This window comes from Nitrospira sp. (genome assembly GCA_016788885.1).
GTDB lineage: Bacteria > Nitrospirota > Nitrospiria > Nitrospirales > Nitrospiraceae > Nitrospira_A.
The window spans coordinates 1-17,185 of record JAEURX010000014.1; the positions used below are offsets into that span (position 1 = coordinate 1).

At 57.8% G+C, this 17,185-nt stretch carries 17 protein-coding genes and 2 rRNA genes; 7 read left to right on the forward strand and 12 right to left on the reverse strand.

Translation table 11 applies throughout. The features are described from left to right. The 3 genes from JNL86_03725 to ung all read left to right on the forward strand — a co-directional run. Positions 1 to 114 (forward strand): 23S ribosomal RNA (locus JNL86_03725); the annotation flags it as partial. A 126-nt stretch (positions 115 to 240) separates the two neighbouring features. Beyond that, a 5S ribosomal RNA gene (rrf, locus tag JNL86_03730) occupies positions 241 to 357 on the forward strand. 176 nt (positions 358 to 533) lie between these two features. Next, positions 534 to 1,211 carry a uracil-DNA glycosylase gene (ung, locus tag JNL86_03735; protein ID MBL8042007.1) on the forward strand — a complete coding sequence of 226 codons (678 nt, stop codon included), beginning with the start codon at positions 534 to 536 and terminating at the stop codon, positions 1,209 to 1,211. 504 nt (positions 1,212 to 1,715) lie between these two features. On the opposite strand, the gene JNL86_03740 is transcribed toward ung, so the two are convergent. Further along, positions 1,716 to 1,979, reverse strand: a complete 264-nt coding sequence (locus JNL86_03740; GenBank protein MBL8042008.1) for a DUF3574 domain-containing protein — start codon at positions 1,977 to 1,979, stop codon at positions 1,716 to 1,718. Positions 1,980 to 2,173: 194 nt separating this feature from the next. Then, positions 2,174 to 2,368: a hypothetical protein gene (locus JNL86_03745; GenBank protein ID MBL8042009.1), complete on the reverse strand. Its 195-nt coding sequence runs from the start codon at positions 2,366 to 2,368 to the stop codon at positions 2,174 to 2,176. A gap of 306 nt (positions 2,369 to 2,674) precedes the next feature. Here JNL86_03745 and JNL86_03750 point away from each other — a divergent pair, with 306 nt between their 5' ends. Next, positions 2,675 to 3,967, forward strand: a complete 1,293-nt coding sequence (locus tag JNL86_03750) for a DEAD/DEAH box helicase (GenBank protein MBL8042010.1) — start codon at positions 2,675 to 2,677, stop codon at positions 3,965 to 3,967. 78 nt (positions 3,968 to 4,045) lie between these two features. Next, complete coding sequence (locus JNL86_03755) at positions 4,046 to 4,342, forward strand: hypothetical protein (GenBank protein MBL8042011.1); 297 nt, start codon at positions 4,046 to 4,048, stop codon at positions 4,340 to 4,342. A 279-nt stretch (positions 4,343 to 4,621) separates the two neighbouring features. On the opposite strand, the gene JNL86_03760 is transcribed toward JNL86_03755, so the two are convergent. The 4 genes from JNL86_03760 to JNL86_03775 form a co-directional block, all read right to left on the reverse strand. Next, positions 4,622 to 4,906: a hypothetical protein gene (locus tag JNL86_03760; protein MBL8042012.1), complete on the reverse strand. Its 285-nt coding sequence runs from the start codon at positions 4,904 to 4,906 to the stop codon at positions 4,622 to 4,624. Between the two features lie 340 nt (positions 4,907 to 5,246). Beyond that, entirely contained in the window at positions 5,247 to 6,806 is a 1,560-nt protein-coding gene (locus tag JNL86_03765) for a sigma 54-interacting transcriptional regulator (GenBank protein MBL8042013.1), read from the reverse strand. Positions 6,807 to 6,812: 6 nt separating this feature from the next. Next, entirely contained in the window at positions 6,813 to 8,513 is a 1,701-nt protein-coding gene (locus JNL86_03770) for an alginate export family protein (protein MBL8042014.1), read from the reverse strand. Positions 8,514 to 8,633: 120 nt separating this feature from the next. Beyond that, positions 8,634 to 9,125, reverse strand: a complete 492-nt coding sequence (locus JNL86_03775; GenBank protein MBL8042015.1) for a hypothetical protein — start codon at positions 9,123 to 9,125, stop codon at positions 8,634 to 8,636. A 500-nt stretch (positions 9,126 to 9,625) separates the two neighbouring features. Here JNL86_03775 and JNL86_03780 point away from each other — a divergent pair, with 500 nt between their 5' ends. Continuing rightward, entirely contained in the window at positions 9,626 to 10,354 is a 729-nt protein-coding gene (locus JNL86_03780; protein MBL8042016.1) for a sterol desaturase family protein, read from the forward strand. Between the two features lie 109 nt (positions 10,355 to 10,463). Here JNL86_03780 and JNL86_03785 read toward each other — a convergent pair whose 3' ends face one another. Beyond that, positions 10,464 to 11,996, reverse strand: coding sequence for a hypothetical protein (locus JNL86_03785; GenBank protein MBL8042017.1), 1,533 nt, complete (start codon positions 11,994 to 11,996; stop codon positions 10,464 to 10,466). Positions 11,997 to 12,107: 111 nt separating this feature from the next. Then, the gene (locus tag JNL86_03790; protein MBL8042018.1) at positions 12,108 to 13,358 is read right to left on the reverse strand and encodes a DUF3393 domain-containing protein; all 1,251 of its coding nucleotides are present in this window, start codon (positions 13,356 to 13,358) and stop codon (positions 12,108 to 12,110) included. Between the two features lie 243 nt (positions 13,359 to 13,601). On the opposite strand from JNL86_03790, the gene JNL86_03795 reads away from it, so the two are divergent. Then, complete coding sequence (locus JNL86_03795; protein MBL8042019.1) at positions 13,602 to 14,207, forward strand: ABC transporter substrate-binding protein; 606 nt, start codon at positions 13,602 to 13,604, stop codon at positions 14,205 to 14,207. 46 nt (positions 14,208 to 14,253) lie between these two features. Here JNL86_03795 and JNL86_03800 read toward each other — a convergent pair whose 3' ends face one another. From JNL86_03800 to JNL86_03815, 4 genes are all read right to left on the reverse strand, one after another. Next, the gene (locus JNL86_03800; GenBank protein MBL8042020.1) at positions 14,254 to 14,985 is read right to left on the reverse strand and encodes a response regulator transcription factor; all 732 of its coding nucleotides are present in this window, start codon (positions 14,983 to 14,985) and stop codon (positions 14,254 to 14,256) included. Positions 14,986 to 15,006: 21 nt separating this feature from the next. Next, entirely contained in the window at positions 15,007 to 15,411 is a 405-nt protein-coding gene (locus JNL86_03805) for a hypothetical protein (GenBank protein MBL8042021.1), read from the reverse strand. 154 nt (positions 15,412 to 15,565) lie between these two features. After that, a complete protein-coding gene (locus JNL86_03810) occupies positions 15,566 to 15,982 on the reverse strand; it encodes a hypothetical protein (GenBank protein MBL8042022.1) in 417 nt (138 codons plus the stop codon). Between the two features lie 538 nt (positions 15,983 to 16,520). Next, positions 16,521 to 17,165, reverse strand: a complete 645-nt coding sequence (locus JNL86_03815; protein MBL8042023.1) for a response regulator transcription factor — start codon at positions 17,163 to 17,165, stop codon at positions 16,521 to 16,523. Positions 17,166 to 17,185 lie beyond the last annotated feature (20 nt).

A 17,185-nucleotide genomic window follows, 5' to 3' on the forward strand; every position in this document is an offset into this window, starting at 1 on the left:
CGGGGCGCAAGCCCCCTAAAGGACACTTGTAGACTACGAGTTTGATAGGCTGGGTGTGGAAGGCTCGTAAGGGCTGTAGCTAACCAGTACTAATCGTCCGTGCGGCTTAACATCCTTTGCTCCTGATAGACGTGGTCTTAATAAGAACAAATGAATGACGAACTATGTCTTCGTCGATCAGGGACGAGTCCCATATGATCGCCTAGAATAGGAACTCACTGGTTTGATTCTTCAGAAGTTCCCGGTGGCCTTGCCGGAGGGGTCACACCCGTTCCCATACCGAACACGGAAGTTAAGCCCTCCAAGGCCGATGATACTGCTGCCGTGAGGCAGTGGGACAGTAGGACGCTGCCGGGTTACAAAAGAGCCTGCTCGAGAAATCGAGCAGGCTTTTTTATTTTCAATTAGATAGCTTGGTGCATCCAGAGGGATGAATCCACATCGCTTTACTGATTCATGGGAAAATGGGCGGGCTCGATCTTCTCATGCGTGATAAAAGAGATAAAGGCACTCCTCACACGGTACCTTCTCGAATGCTTCCAGCTTTACCACTAGGATGGAAGTCCGCCTTGGACGACGTGTGTCGTGCCGATTCCTATCGAATCTTAGAGAATTTCCTGGGCCAAGAGGCGGAGGAAGGAGAATCCATCCTGCCGTCTCTGAATGACGTGTTTAAGGCGTTTGACCTCACCACCTACCAATCCCTTAAAGTTCTCTTACTCGGCCAGGATCCCTATCACACGCCTGGCATGGCCCATGGCCTCTGCTTTTCTGTTCCACCTCACATTCGCCCTGTGCCACCTTCACTCAAGAATATTTTCCTTGAACTGCGGAATGACCTTGGGTGTCGCATACCAAATAACGGATGCCTTGAGCCTTGGGCTCGCCAGGGGTTGCTCATGCTCAATACTGCGCTGACCGTACGGGCCCATCGTCCCAATTCCCATAGAATTCCATGGCAATTTTTCACGGATGCTGTGATTCGGGTTGCCAATGCAAAAACGAGTCGAATCGTTTTTGTATTTTGGGGTGCAGAAGCGAAGAAGAAGCACGTTTTTGTGACGAATCCACGACATGTCGTAGTTTCCTGCGCCCATCCGTCGCCGCTCTCCGCGAGAAAGTTTTTTGGCTCCCGCTGTTTCTCAATGATCAATCAGGCGTTAGTCGAAGCTGGGGAGACGCCGATAGACTGGCAGATCCCCGATCGATAAATTTCTCCCGACCGAACAATCCCAAAAGAATTGGCGTTGGACTGAGGCCTGTGGGTCCTCGACCTTGAGGTGGCATGCTTAGAATTGCGTTGCCAGCATTGTGTTCGTACGCCTAGATCAGCAGCGTCGTGAATACATTCTTGCTGTAGGCATAGACGGTGATGTTCGAATGGTTGAGAAGGGTTGCTCTTAAAGCGAAATGGTGAGGTTATAAAACGAAGCCTTGGTGATCCGAAGAAAGCTGTCACGCTCCGTATCTCGGCGTGTGGATAGTTTCCCGGCATTGCCCAGAAAGATGCTTGGGTATTATTGTAGGACCGCCAGTGCACTTCATAGTCGAGTCAAAGGCTAGGAGCATGCAGGAAGTGGGCAATTTGGGACCGGCTCAGTCCTGGGGATTGAACAGCCGAGGTGTCTTCACGTAATTGCTGAAAGCCCTGGGCAAGCGCACGCGGGGATCTGGAAACAAATGCGTGTGGTGAAGCGATTTGTCAGGCTCTGGATCTAGAAAGATCGGCAGGCTTGCGAACGAATGCGCATGACGGCTTTCTGGTGAAACCGTGTTTTGTAGGTTTGGATGAGGCGTTGAAGGCCGCGTTCTCGAGCCTCCCCTCCGTCGTGTGCGAGTTGCAGGAGATACGATGTTTCTGGTGCAACCGAGCCGCCCGAGTTTCTCCAGCGTCCATGCCCCGTCCAGGAGGTGAGTCCCTCAGGAAATTCCGCCCCCACTGTGTCGGTCAGGAAAGCCTGCCATTCCTGTTCCGTCACGACCCCATCTGGCGTCGTTGTGCCGAAATATAGCGAGTCGAGGACGATCGGATGTGTCCCAGGCAAACAGGTGGGTGGCGTGGATGCGCAGCCAATGCAGATCAGAAGCATGAGCAGAGTGAAAGACAGCCGAGCATGTCGCATGGAGGGGTAAGGTCCGAGCATACGGTAGTCATCTCCGCCGTTGCGTGGTGTTATGGCTTCGCGGAGTGCTGCGGCGCTTCTTTCGAATTATCGGTTTCTTTGTCACTGCCGATCATCTCGTCCAGGGTGAGGCCTTGACTGGTGTCGGTTTTGCCGCGGGTGGTTGAGTCGGATGCCGCCGCAACCGGTAGTGCGACTGCGCAGGTAAGCAGATGTATTGAGAGAAAACAAGGCGTCTGCTTCATGCGGTGTTCCTGTGTGCTTCGGCAAAGTATAGGAGAATGTCAATGTTGAACCAATCTGCTCCGATCTATTGTAGTGCCTACTCAGCGCTGCGGGAAACTGCGGACCTGTTGACCAGTCGAGGCACCATGGAGTAGAGTGATCGTATTATAGCAGTGCATCGGTCCACCATTGCTGTACCTCCTCTACCGTGGACCGCGCGATCGCATCGCGACCAGGTCCAGTTTGGAGCTGACTCCGTTCGGATTCACCCTCCCCTCGGTTCTCTGATCCCGTCTTAATGCGATCCACAACGAAAGGATACCTGCGTGCAGACGACTCCGTGTACGGGTTTTGAGTCTATTGGTGTGTCTCCGATCCTGTTGCGAAACTTGACCAAGGCAGGCTTTACTGAACCAACGGCCATCCAGGCTCAGGCCATTCCCCAGGCCTTGGCGGGTCGGGATGTGTTGGGCTGTGCGCAGACCGGGACGGGAAAGACCGCGGCTTTTGTGATTCCCATGCTGGAGCGATTGATCGGAACTCCCAAAGGGCAGCCGCGCGCACTCATTTTGGCACCCACTCGTGAATTGGCCATCCAGATTCAGGCGACGATCGATACGTTGGGCCGTGACCTGCAGCTGTTTGCCACGACGGTTGTCGGTGGGGCCGATATGCAAGCCCAGGTGCGAGGATTACGGCAACGCCCGGATATTATCGTGGCCACTCCAGGGCGCTTGCTTGATCATATGTGGAACGGCACGATCAGCTTGCTCGCCATGACCATCCTGGTACTTGACGAAGCCGATCGGATGTTGGATATGGGGTTTGCGCCGCAAATCAATCAAATCCTGGACGCCATGCCTGAAGAGCGACAGACGTTGCTGTTTTCCGCGACCATGCCGACGGATCTTGCGCGGTTGGCACAGGCCAGCGTGAAAGACCCGGTGCGGGTTATGGTGACCAAGTCAGCCACGACGGCCGACGGCGTCTCCCAAGCCGTGCATCACACCACGCACGACCGTAAAAATTCGTTGCTCATGTCACTTCTACAATCGGAAGACGACACCGTGCTGGTCTTCACGAGAACCAAGCATCGAGCGGATCGACTCGGCAACCTCCTGGGCTCCGCCGGTCATCGTGTTGCGGTGCTGCATGGAGGACGTACGCTCCCGCAACGCCGGGCGGCACTCGAGGGATTCCGGCGGGGAACCTTTCGCGTGTTGGTGGCGACGGATATTGCCGCACGAGGTATCGATGTGGCAAATATTGGACATGTGATCAATTACGATGTGCCGAATTGCCCGGAAGACTATGTGCATCGGATCGGGCGTACGGCCAGGATGAGAACGACAGGCCGTGCCACGACGTTTGTCACGGTGGAAGATCAAGACCAACTGCGGGCCATCGAACGCTTGCTCGGGCAGGCGGTGCCCCGCGCAGAAGGAAGCTCACCAACGCAGAGTGCATCGCGACCAGAGGGACATTCACCCCGAAGTGATGTGGCGCAGCGCCGCCGGCGCGGGCATTCTGCTCGAGGGTGGCGCCAGACCTCGGATAGCGGCTCCAGGGAAGGCGATGGGGAGATCAGGAACGGAAGTGACATCGAACCGGTGTCTTAACAGCACAAGCCTACGTTGCAAGGGAGGAACGAAGTGAGTGACCAGAACCAGGATGGGGCGCGGGCGGCAAGTCAGTGGGTGCGAATTCCGGACGGCACGATGGTACAGCACCGTCTCGATGGGCAGAAGGGGCACATTGATGGTTTGACGGAAATCGTCAACGGCCCGAGCCGAAACCCCGATGGGCGGACGCAATATCGGATCAATGTCGGGAAAGGGGATCGAGTTCTGATCGCAGAAGAAGATCTCCTGATCTTGACCGATTCTGAGGGGCTGGTGCGGATGGCAAAAGAGAAGGGCGAATATCGCTCCCTCGTCAGCAAGCAGTTACGTGGAGTGTTCGGAGAAGATCGTTTTATCGTGAAGTCGTCATAGTCCGGGCCGAGAGTCGTGGTTTGCCCAGGAGCCGCTGTTTAATACAGGGGCTCCTGCGGTCCCCACCGCAATCCTTCCAGATCAGGATCTTCCCCAGTCGATGTCGCCGGCCGCTCGGGTTTTTCGGCCTTCCGTTGGACGCGGCGAGCCTCTTTCTCACGCTGTTTGGCCTGTTTGGCTTTTTCTCGATCGCGTTTCGCGATGGTGGTCTTGCCTGCTCGTGCGATGGCGTCCTCCTTCTGTTTGCGCTCCGATGAGACAGCGAACTGACTTGCCTGATTACGACTGAGATGGTCGACGAGGCGTGCCGCTAGTCTTGGTTCGCGGACGAGAGCGAGCGGGACGCTCCGGCGGCTGCTCCGAACGAGCGCGGGTTTCCTCGCCGAATCCAGTACTCGCCAAGGCAGTGACCTCGCGCCGAATCTGCTCCATCGACCGCTCCTGGGAGACGGCGGATGGATCGATGAGGCCGAGCTCGGTCCAGGGAATCCTAAGCTTCGGGACGGACCGTTTCTGCTTACGATGCGATTTATTGCCACGCCAGACAGACGTCATTTTCATCATGCACTCCTTTCGACGAACGATAGAATGGCGATGTCCAGGCCATTCAACTGGTGCAGGAGGCAAGCATGCCGTGGCCCGCGATGGTGCCGATGTCCGGATCCGGAGTAAAGACACGTGTCCGTAGGAGGAGCGTACAGTAAAGACACGCTCGCAAGGCGAGCACTCGGAAACGCGAAATGTGGGGAATTCGCTCGTAGCTCGTACGGTTGATCACTTTATCATGCTTTCGACAACCGGGTCAAACGAGCGTCCTCTGTGCGGGGAGAAATCCCGAGAACGCGCGTTTCCCATGCCGACGTGACACAGTGATTCAGTTCACCACCTGTGAACGATGTGCAAGTTATCGATCGGGCATGGATTGTGATTCAGGCGAACTGGTTGCGGGCCGCCGGATGCCAAGTTTTCTCAACCGGCTCCGAAGCGTTTCCGGGTTGAGTCCCAACAGATGTGCGGCCCCCTGTTCACCATAAATTCGCCACTTTGTCCGCTGGAGGACCTCCGTAATGTGGTGTCGCTCCAGATCGCCAAGATTCACGGGCGTGACGCCATGTTGCTTGGGAGGGGTGTTGACGAGTGGAAGCAACATTTCCTCTACGGTCACTCGGGAGGAATGGGAGAGAATGATGGCTCGTTCGATGACGTTTTGCAATTCGCGCACGTTCCCCGGCCAGTTGTAGGTCAACAAGCGGGCCATCGATTGCGTGTCGAAGGTGAGATGGGGCCGTTTGAGCTTGGTGCCGATCTGCGCGAGAAAATGCTGCGCGAGGAGCGGAATGTCTTCGCGACGTTCTCGAAGCGGGGGGACCGAAATCGGGAAAATGTGAAGGCGGTAGTACAGATCTGCCCGGAAGGTACCTTGCCGGATGGCGGCCGACAGGTCGGCATTCGTGGCGGCAATGACGCGAACATCGACGGCGAGGGGGTGGGTGCTGCCGATGCGATCCACCATGCCATCCTGGAGCACGCGTAGCAGTTTGGCTTGAGTTTCCATCGGCATTTCGCCGATTTCGTCCAGGAACAAGGTGCCGGTGTGGGCCAATTCAAAGCGTCCCGGTTTCCGCAGTTGCGCCCCGGTAAATGCGCCTCGCTCATGACCAAAGAGCTCGCTTTCGATCAGACCAGAGGGAAGCGCGGCGCAGTTCACCCGAATAAACGGCTTGTCGCAGCGAGTGCTGAGGTCGTGCAGGGCTTGGGCCAACACCTCTTTCCCGGTGCCCGTTTCCCCGAGGAGGAGGACGGTCGTATCGGTAGGCGCCACGGCCTTGAGCAGGTCCACCACCTTTGTGAACGACGGGGATGTCCCCACGACGAGGCGAAGGTCGCGGCTCGCCTTCACCTCTGCGGCGAGGTACTCGTTCTCCCGTCGTAGTTGTTCGCTGAGTTGTTTGATTTGCTGATAAGCCAGCACATGGTCGATGGCATAGGCAATCTGCGTGGCCACCTGCTGGAGGAATTTGCAGTCGTCCGGGTCGGGCGTCCCCGGTTGGACGCCACCGATGTTGAGTGTGCCAAGACAATGTTCCCGAACCAGTAGCGGCAGGTTGATCATCCGTCCCAAGCCTTCACGGACGTAATAGCCATCCTCCAGAAACACCTGTTGCTGTTGTAGATCCTCTCTGATGTGCGGGCGTCGATGGTCGTACACCCACCCGACGGCGCTGCCCTTCCGTGGAATGACGCTATCGTGCGCAAGCGCCGGTGTGGCCATGTTGGTAATGACGGCGTAAAACCGGAAGGAATCGGTACTCGGTTCGTATAAGGTAATGCCGGCTCGGTCCCAGGGAATGACCTTTTGAATCTGATCGGCAATCACCCGCCACAGGCTTTCGATGTCCCGTTGCGAGTTCAGGGCATTCGTCACTTCCAGCAGCGTCTCGAAGTTGAGGGTGGCGCGTTGCATGGGTGCTTAGAAATTGGTCCAGAGTTGCACGATGCCCCAGTCCTGGTCTGTGGCTTTGCCCAGCTGTTCCCGGATGTAGGGCCCGGAAAAGAAATGGCCGTAGATGACCGCCAGTGAAATCTTCCCGTCGGCGAACATATGACTCCATGCGACATCGAGCTCGTCGCCGATGTGGGTGGTGGTATTGTCGGAGCGGGAGAAGATCAGCGGCCCTTGCGAACCACGGTACCAATTATCGCGCGCGCTTGCCAAGTACTTGCGCAACGCCCAGACTTCGAGGTGATCCCGGGCGGTCGGACGGGCTTGGAAGTTGACCTGTGGTTGGACGCTGTTGCGCCAGGCCCCGTTCAACATGTAGCCGACGTGGAGAAAGTTGGTCGGAAAAAAATTCTCAAAGGTGTTGGCATTGCCGCCGCAGCTTCGCGCGAGAGTCCCGCCTGGCGTGACGCAATTGCTGTCGCCGTCTCCTGAGGCATAGTCGAACCCCATCGCCACGCGAGGTTTCCAGGGATGTTGATACCATGTGTGGCCTAATGAGGTACCGGAGGCCCAGGCATTGATCCTGAGGTTTCGTTGGTTGTCTCCACTGAATCCGTCGCCAACGTGACCGAATTGGTACGCGGTCTCATGGAGGATGTCCCAGTTGCCGTGACGAACTTCGAAGCGAAGGCCGACCATATGTCGGAGTTGTGACGCGGATTTCGCGAGATATTGCCCGGGATTGGCCTGCTCAGGGAGTCGATTGGAATAGAGCACGTAGTAGGGTTCCACGACCATGTTCGGGAGGCTGCGGAGCTGGTTGTAGAACACCACCATGTCCACATCACTGCCCGCGTCAGTGGCATGTTGTGCCAATGTAGAATTGCAGGACTGGGTGGACGGGGCCGAAGTACACGTCAGGAGATTCGGTGTGAGACTTCCGCCTGGGTCGGCTTGGCCCAGATCCGTTTCCGAGTGTCGAAACCAACCGAGCTTCGTATCAAAGGCCGGTGTCGCATAACTGAGCATGATGCCGTCGTGAGAGTAGCCGGTATTGGCCCAATCAAAATGGCCGAACAGCCGTTGGTTGCCGAACACGAGGTATTGGCGTCCTACCTTCACGCCCAGCCCGTCGATGCCGCCGAGGTTGCGAATCAATCCGTACGCTGCGCGTAAGCCAAGCCGGCACTGTCCGGGACGTAGCACGGCGCAGTGATGATTGGAGGCATCCCCACCCTGGAGTGCATTGGTCGGATTGCCGCTGCCTCCCCAGGTCGCCGAATCTTGCAGCTCCACATAAAAGTTGACGTCTGGGGAGGGGTCGTAGCCGAGCCCCACGCGTGCCCATTGCTGGATGAAGAAGTCGTTTGCCTTGCTCCCGCTGAACGCGGACGTGCCGGACCCGGTCGTATTGAGGCTATTGCAGGTGCCGGCGATCGGGGGGCCGCCTCCGAAGCAGACACCGTTTCGCCATTCGGGTCTGACTCGAAGGTCTGCACGCATCCAGAAGTGCTGAAGTGCGAACAGCGATCTACCCGGCCCGGTGTGAGGGCTACTGGCCTCGTTGCCGTAGGTCTCGTACGACGAGGTAAACACCGGTGAAGGGGGCCCATAGCCGATCTGTCCGGCCTCGGCATAGACCAACGGGGCGTCGAGAACGGCCCAGAATTGGTGCATCAGGGCGAGGCACAGCAGAAACAGATTCTGCATGACGACATGAGGGCGCATCGGTAGTCACAGAACATGGAATCCTTCATCTCTCCCTGGAGGACGACGTGCGGGCCGGCGATCCACTCAGTTAGTCCCCGGCCCGTCAAGAGATTCGCTGTTCGACGCAGCGAACGATGGTTAGAAACTCATGCCGGCTCGTTCTTCCATGTTGCGCATGAATTCTTCATGCTCCTTCACGGAGTCGGCGCCTTTTGCGCGAATGTGCCGATCGCGGGCGTGAAATTCATCGGGCGTCACGCGGTAGCAGTAGTCCCACAGGGCCTCGGCGCTGTGTTCGTCGATGCCGCCCACTCGTGCCTCTAACATGACCATCAGCGCATTGACGCCATCATAGGTGGCGCGACGATTTCCGGATCGATGCAATTCGCGGATCTTGCTGGTTTGAGCAACATAGGCTTGAAAATCACCGGGAATCAGGCTTTTTTCAGCCATGGTTTGGTAGGTGACGACCTGACCGAGCAACTCTTCGGCCCAGGCAGCGGATTTCTGTTGGCTATTCCATACGACTGGTTCAATGCTGCTGGAAAATCCGTGGGCCGATGGAAGGCTCAATAGGGCAGAGGCTCCGAGCAGCAACGCCGTGGAATAGATGGTGAGATGTCGGGTCATAGTCTCCTCCCTGAGATGTATCCGGGGCGTCATGCCGCCGGGTGAAGGTGTGCTCGCGTACTATTCAGCGTCAACGTCCATGATTCACAGAGTTAGCAATGCCCATGCCGTGAGCGATAGACGAGATGCGCCTGCTAACGCATTGATTTATCGCGAGGACTTTCCGTCAACACGAGTAGGGCCCGCCGAGACCGTTTAGAGGCACGGTGGCAACGTGAAATGAAACGGTCTCCTTCGGCAGGGCAGGGCACTCCCATGCGGTCGATGGCCATCGAAGCATGAGGGGGTGACGCGGGGGACCGGCGCGCGGGGATGTCGGGATCAGTGCGTGAAAAAGTGTGAAAATGATTCGCAAGTCCGGGTGTCTTCTGTAGGGTAAGGGGAGCCTCTCTCTGCGAATGAGCAGGACACGGCGCTGAAGCGAGATCAAGAAAAGAAAAGGCTCATGGGCATAGCCCACATGGGGTGGCGGTTCAGGAACGGCGAGCGTTCGGCAGGGTATGATGAATAACAGTGTGTATCCCTATCTGTTGTTCTGGGGGATCGGTCTCCTCTGTTTTGCGGCGGAGTGGCTGTATCCTGCGCGTCCCATTCTCTATCGATCGGTCCTTTGGAGAGATCTCCTGGCGTTGGGGCTCTACAATCTGTCGTTTCTGGTGGTCGTGCAGGTGACCGACCGGATACCGATTCCGCAATACCTCCCGGTGGCTTTGTACAATCTGCCTTCGGTGGCGAAACTGGTCCTGTTTTACGTTGTCGAAGATTTCGCTCTCTACTGGGTGCATCGATTGATGCATACCCGGCTGATCTGGCCTGTGCATCGATGGCACCATTCACCGACGTCCCTCTATTGGCTGGCGGGGATTCGCGCGACGATCCCACATATCGCGCTGTTCAATCTGACCTATATTGTGGCACTGCCCCTGCTCCACGAGGCTTCAGGGTGGGTGTTTCAGGTCATCATGGTCGAGCACATTGTGCGGAACAATTGGATGCATTTGAACGTGACGTGGAATTCGGCGTGGCTGGAACGGGTCTTCGTCACGCCGCGCTATCATCACATCCATCACAGCAGCGATCCAGCCCATCAGATGAAAAACATGGGCGCGCTGCTGACGATCTGGGATCGACTCTTCGGTACTTACTACGATCCCGATCAGATCCAGAGACCGCTCTCCTTTGGGTTGAACGAACAAGTCGCCCCTGTCAGGCTGATGATAGGCGTGTAGAAGGTGCTCCCTTCAAGGCTCTTCATAGAGCCCGTTACCCTGAGAATTTCTGAATACAGACGAGGTATCGCCGCCCCCCCATGCCGGACCCGGAACGCTCGAGCCTCGGTCACGGTTGCTGTTGGGGAATTTGGTACAGCGCAAACTCTTCCGCCTGCACGACGGGAATGAAGTCTGAGGGCACCGGGGGACGCAGTGTTTGGGTGCGACGCACGATTACATAGTCGTATTGGGTGCGAAACCGGTCCCACGGAATGGGGACGGCTTGCGCGAGAAACTCTTCGACCGTCAGCAGGGGGCGCATCGCCGGGGTCAGTTGCACCGGCTGTTGTCCTGGGGTTGTGAACAAATTGGACACAAAAGCGGATCGACGGATGATGCCCCAACAGGACAGGTTGACCAGTGGTCTCGTCTCGGGGATCCTCGAAGCACGTGGCGAGTTGGCGTCGTACGAAGCAAGTTTAATCGCCGACAGCAACCGGGTTCCTTCCGGGAGTTGATCGAGCGCCGCGATGAATTGACGATAGTGGCGATCCGTCTCCACCCATCCCTCCGTCACCACACCCATGCGTACCACAAAGAGCAGGCTCAGCGCGCAGGCCAGGGGAACAAACCAGCGCCGACGCCAGTCCGGCCAGTCTGAACTCGCGATCGCTAGTAGAACCACGACCACAGGCATGCGGACATCAACGACCGCTGTCGTTCCGATCGATGCCGGCATTGCCAATGCGGCTCCCAGCGTCGCGGCCAATGGAAGGAACATGGAGCGGTGGAGAAACCACCGTCTCCGCCAAAGGCCCACCCCAATGAGGCCCACCAGTGACATCCCAGTCATCCGATCCAACCCCTGGTGTTCCGTGCGAAGCACTCCCTTGAAGGCTTCGATCTTGGTGTTCAGGGGGAGAAACGTCACTGCCGGCGGGGGGGGCAGTCCGCGAAGCCAGAATGGATAGTCGGCGGGAACGGTTCTGAACGTGGGTGCGAGGGCTAAGAAGATCAGCGGCAGGACGATCGTCGGCAGCGCCTTCATGAGCGAAGCTTCGCGCAAGCTCTCGCCCGCACGCCGTTGATTCCACCAAGACGCACTTTCATATGACAACACCACAAGTGCGAATACGCCGAAGGCGAATAGATGGGCGAAGAAGAGCAGCACCGCAATTACGGAAAAGAGTGGAACCAGCAGGTGCGGGGAACGATCGCGTAACGCGATCCAGAGGGCGCAAGCAAACAGGGCCAAGCCGAGACCGAACAAGTAATTCAGGAATCCCCACAGGAACACACTGTTATAGAGAAAGAAGAACGCCAAGAGTGGCCACGGCGACCACCGTCGATGAACGGCCAGATGCAAGGCCATCGTGCCGCCTGCCAGGAATGTAAGAATCACACCGAGAAACAACTTCCCGGCTGTTTCGATAGACACGACGGTCAACAAGGGCGGCAGGAGCAGATCGATGGCCAGATTGGGCATGAGGCCCCAGTGGATCTCGTAGTACTGCCGGAGAAAGGGGTGCTGTCCACCATCGGCCAGAATGTGGACACGAGCCATGTGGTTGGGATAGTCCACCAGCGGCGGTATCTGCACCAGCATGAGAGGGATCAGGGCGACGAGCAGCAAGGCGCCGGCCGCGCTGAGAATGCTCAAGCGGAGGTGTCTGTCGGAGGAACTGTCTATCGTGGCCCTCCCCTTTCTGGTCGATGGCTCGATTGGTGTGGCAAAGAGCGGTTTTTCACAGAACGGACAGGGCGAGAGGGTCTAGCGGAGCCCATTCTCGCCGCGACTCACGAACTGTTTACGAAACCCCACGACTTTAGCCAAGTAGTCCCGCGTTTCCTGGTAGGGGAGTCCACTGCGAAGGCGTTCGTAGAGTGCCGCGGGCTGGAGGCCGTTGATCTGTTGCAATGCGGTCCGTTGATCTTTGGAGAAGGTCTTGAAGACGTTACCGGCTCCTGTGTTGTAGGCAGAGATGACACAGTATTCACGTGAAACAAGATCCGCGACGTCGTCGAGCTGCGAATAGGTCAAGACGTTGAGGTAGGCGGTGCCCAACTCGATGTTGTTGTCAGGGTCGAACAGGTAGTCGCGGGTCGGAGCTTTATCTTCCCCCTTGGCTTTGCGATACGCATCTCGTCCCCCGCTGGTCGGTACCAGCTGCATTAATCCATAGGCCGGCGCAGAACTTACCGCAAAGGGGTTGAAATTGCTCTCCGTCCGGATGATGGCAAAGACAAGGCTGGGACTGATCTGATACCGCTCGGCAAACTGCCCGACGACAGCACGGTACTTCTCGGCCTGCTTATGCGAGAAATTAGCCACCATGGGAATAGTGACCGTGTGTGCGGTTTTCTCCCCATTCTCCTGATCGACTTTTCGCGTGGTCGTGCTTTTGGTGAGGAGCGAGTCCGCGAATTGTTCCGCCTCGGTCGGCGTGCGAACCGGTTTTCCTGCCTGATCTACCACCAGTCCAAGCAGGTAGGGCTCCTTATCTCCGGTCAGGGTGACTTCTTTGTCTGAAAACAGGTCGACGCTACGAGGATCATTCGGGGTAAGCAGGGTGGTGACCACGGCATTTTTCAGGCTGGCGCGTGGGTCGCGTTCGTCGAGTGTTTCGATCAGGATAGTTCCCGCATCGAAGTCGACAATCGCCCGGCTTCGATAATTTTGCGTGTATTTCACATATTTTTTCTGCTCCGGAAGTTTGACTTCTTTGGTGCCCCACTTCTTCCCGACCTCTCCGGTCAACGCCGCCATCAACGCCTGGAAGTCTCGCTGAACGGCTCGGAGGTCACGGAGCAGCGCTTGAGGGTCTCGGCCGTACTGCTCGACCCGTTGCCGTGCGATATCGGCAGGATCCTTCCCGTGAACGATATCCAGCACGGTTCTGCCGGTCGTGCTGCCGACAGCCCGCTCCGCGGCCCCGAGCATCTTGTCGGTCGTTTCGCAGCCGACGAACAGGAGTGGAATGGCAAGACTGAGGAGGAATGACGGCAATCTGCGAGCTGGCATGGCGGGAGTATACCGAAGCTGGGTCGGGGAGGAAAAGACATTTTGACCATGCTATAGGATTTTGCGTGAGAAGCATCCGAGGAGGGCCGCTTGCGGTCTACTTGGCGATCTAATGGTGCGATGCAGGCAGGTAGATCCACGTGCTTGACGGCGAATTTTCGTGGCCGGTAGGATAACCGATCAATGAACATTGCGTTGAGAATGGTGGGGGACATGGCGGGCGGGGCTGTTGAGAGGGGGCGAATGAGATTTGGGGGAACGATCCTGTTCGCTGCCATGTTGTGCCTGCTGATCGTGCTCTGTTTGCCGTTGCCGGGATCGACAGCGCAAACGCCGACCGAGACCGTCCAAGGGACTGTCAATGAGGTGCTGTATCTCCTGACAGAATTGAAAGAGACCAGCAGGGCCGGACAACGGCAGTGGGAAATCGAACAAATCGTGAGGCGCGCATTCAACTATCAAGAGATGGCGGAACGTGCTTTGGGCGAAGTAGGGGCGCAAGCGACTGCCGTCGACCGCCGGCAGTTCATTCGGCTGTTTGTGCAGGTGTTGCGCGATGATGTGGTCGACAGGCTCCGTGACTATACGGCCGCCCAGGTGGCGTATCTGGCCGAGCAGCCTGAGGAACCAGGCAGAGTACGGGTGTTGATCGCTCCGGCGGGCCTAGCGATCGATACCAGAATGGCCTTTCACCTGATCCATCGAGATGGGGGGTGGTTGGTCGACGATGTGAGCATCGATGGTGCCAGCATCGTGGCCACCTATCGTGCGCAATTCTCCCGTATTCTTCGCGAAGGCTCCTTCTTGGACTTGATGGAATACCTCAAGCTGAAAGCGCCGGTCGCGTAATCCGGTCCGGACCGCGGGTCATAGATCTCCTCCTCAATCCTTCCGTTCAACGTGTGTTCAGTCTAGCGTAGGCCTGGTGTCCGCATCCATTGAGTTGCAGGAGCCCATGTTGCTGGGCTCGCAGGAGCAGCTGTTGTCGGCTGCTCACATCAAATTTGTTGAACATGTGGCTCAGGTGATGGCGAACCGTTGTGGGGCATATCAAGAGCCGGCGGGCAATATCTTTGTTGGTTAGCCCCTCACCGAGTAGCGCCAGGACATGGGACTCACGCGTGGTGAGGAGCTCGGCTGCATGAGGCGGAACTGAACGCTCGCCGGAGTGTCTGCTCGGTCTCCCTTCACGTCGGGATGGGAGTGGCTCCTTGTCGTGATTCCACATCTCCGGTCGGTGAAGTGGCAGCAGTGTTTCGATGGCGATAAACAGGGCTGCCAGCGGCTGAGTCGTCAGCACAACTCCGTCGAGTACCGATGCATGGTTGGCTGCCGTGACGTCCCTGTCCCGCACACCACAGAGCGCGATGATTTTGATGGTTGGAAGCATCGCACGCAACGCGCGTGCGCACTCCACGGTCTCACATCCAGTATCCAGATCGAGGAGCACCATGTGCGGCTCGTGTCGCGCAACCAACGCCTCTGCTTCGCGCCTGCGGTCAGCCTGCCCGGTGAGCTGCAGCCGTCGGTGGAGGGCGACGAAGGTCTGTAAGCCAAGACGGTTGAGCGGACTCGTGCTGACGATTATCACGGTAGCGCAGGCCGGTTCTTTCTCCTGTGTGTGCATTGGTCGGTTCTCCGTGATCGATTACACTGGCGAGACGCCGGAGTGGTGAAGCGTCTGCTGTCGGCAATACTCGTAACAGCTGGAGAGGACGAGATCTCCCGAGAACCGTACCGTACCGCAGACCTGTCCGGTGAGCAGCGCCCAATCGGCAACATGGCCGGCCAGTTGAGTCGGAGCGATGCCCTGAACCCGAAAGAGGTTGATCGCCACTGTCGAGAGGACGACTTTGAGGTGCGAGAGCGACGGCCCATAGCTGAAGAGATATTCATGTTGGCCGGTGAACAGCAGTTGTACGCCGTCTCGCGCCTTCATGCCGCGATGTCGACAACGCGGACAATAGAGGTATTCGAGCCCGCTGACCGCATCATACCCGGCACGACTGTCCGGCTCCATCGTTTGACCGCAGTCCGTCGTTGGGCAGCGCATCGTCATGGTCTCCCTAGAAGGTGATCAATAGATCGTTCGAGTATCGCCGTCGCTCCGTCGGTGCCGTTTGGGCTACATGTGGACATGTTCGTCGGGGTGCCATTGCGACACCGCTCCTCACGGCCTCGTGGACAGTGAGGACTGTGATGCGGAGTTACTGTACTCGCATGCAGGGGATGCCGAGTTGTGTGCGAAGCACGTCTTCAACGAGGCGTCCGTGTAACACCGGGGGAATGGGGGAGGATGGCTGCGAGGGACCGGGCGGGTTCTCTGGGGTGGCTCGATTCAGTGTGAGAACCGGCGCCTGAGGGCAGAGCCTGTTGACGGCCCGAAGTGTGTCGCGGCCGGCGGCCGGCGTCTGCTCATCGGATGAATCCTGGCTCAATAGAATGAGCTCCGGTTGGATTTCGCCAAGCTCCGTGAGTGTGGAGTCGAGATCTCGTACCAGCACGGCCTGATAGCCGCTCGTCGCGAGACAATCAGCCAGCCTAAGACCCAGCCGCAGCTCAGGATCGACGATCACGATTCGAACCCGTCCTGCTGGTTTTGTGTGCGTGCTGGTTGCGTTCATGAGCGCGTCTCCTTCATGCCCCTGGGTGAGGTGCAGCCGTTTCTATGCTGTGGGCCGAGATAACAGGGCGATACGTATCCGTCCGTGGCCCTGCGAGGGAAACGACGTATTGGGATCGAGCGTGCAGCTGAAGGCGTAGCGCTCCCTCCCGTGACAGGGTATCGACCGCCATGAACACCTGGTTCCACGAGCAGGAGGGGAGTATGGCGGTCAGCGCCTCAATGGTGCAGGCGCCGTGTTGTTCCAATTCGTGAAGAATGCGCGTTCCTACGGTGGTGGGATCAGCGCCTCGCTGTCTTGCCAACTGCGTGGCGTTTCCGACTTCGCTGATCGGCATCGTTGTGTCGCCGCCTCCTCTATGATGCGGATGGTGGGAGTGACTGCTGCACCAGCACGCGTCCATGCTGCTATCATTACCGGAGGTGAGCTCTGGCCAGCATCGCTCTTTACGGAAATTCCGCGTCGCCGCTCGTGTGATTGAGGCTGTCGCCGTTTGTGCTACGAATTGTGACGGGATGGAGGGAGGGGAACACGCGGGTCAGGAGACGAGCCGGTTCACAAGACGGTTTTCGATCGCATAGTGAGTCAACTCGGTGTTGTTGCGCATCTGCATTTTTTCCAAAATGCGTGCCCGATAGGTGTTGATCGTACTGATGCCGACGCACAAGTCGTCCGCGATCTCTTTCAGGCTCCTCCCGACGGCGATCAGACACATCACTTGGTATTCGCGGTCGGACAACTGCTCGTGAAGCGGCTTCTCGAAATGGTCGTCCAAATTTGACGCCAGCAATTCCGCGACTGCGGCGCTGACGAATTTCCCGCCGCCCAGGATCTTTCGCAGCGCACGGACCAGTTCGTTTGGGGCGCTGTCTTTGTTGAGGTAACCGGCGGCACCGGCTTTCAGCATGCGTCGTGCCAACTGATCCTCCGGGTAGGCGCTCAGCACGAGGACGGGAAGCTTGGGCGAGGCTTGCTTGAGCTCCTTGAGGGCATCGAGCCCGCTTTTCCCCGGCATGCCTACGTCGAGCACGACGACGTCCCAGTTGTGCAACCGCAACTGTTCCATCATCTCCTGCGCGCTGGCCGCTTCGCCGATCGTCGCGTCCCGGAATTGTTCGCTGAGGATTTGCCGGACGCCCTGCCGAACGACGGCATGATCGTCGACCACCAAAATATGTGTCACAAGCGTTCCTTTCCGTAGGT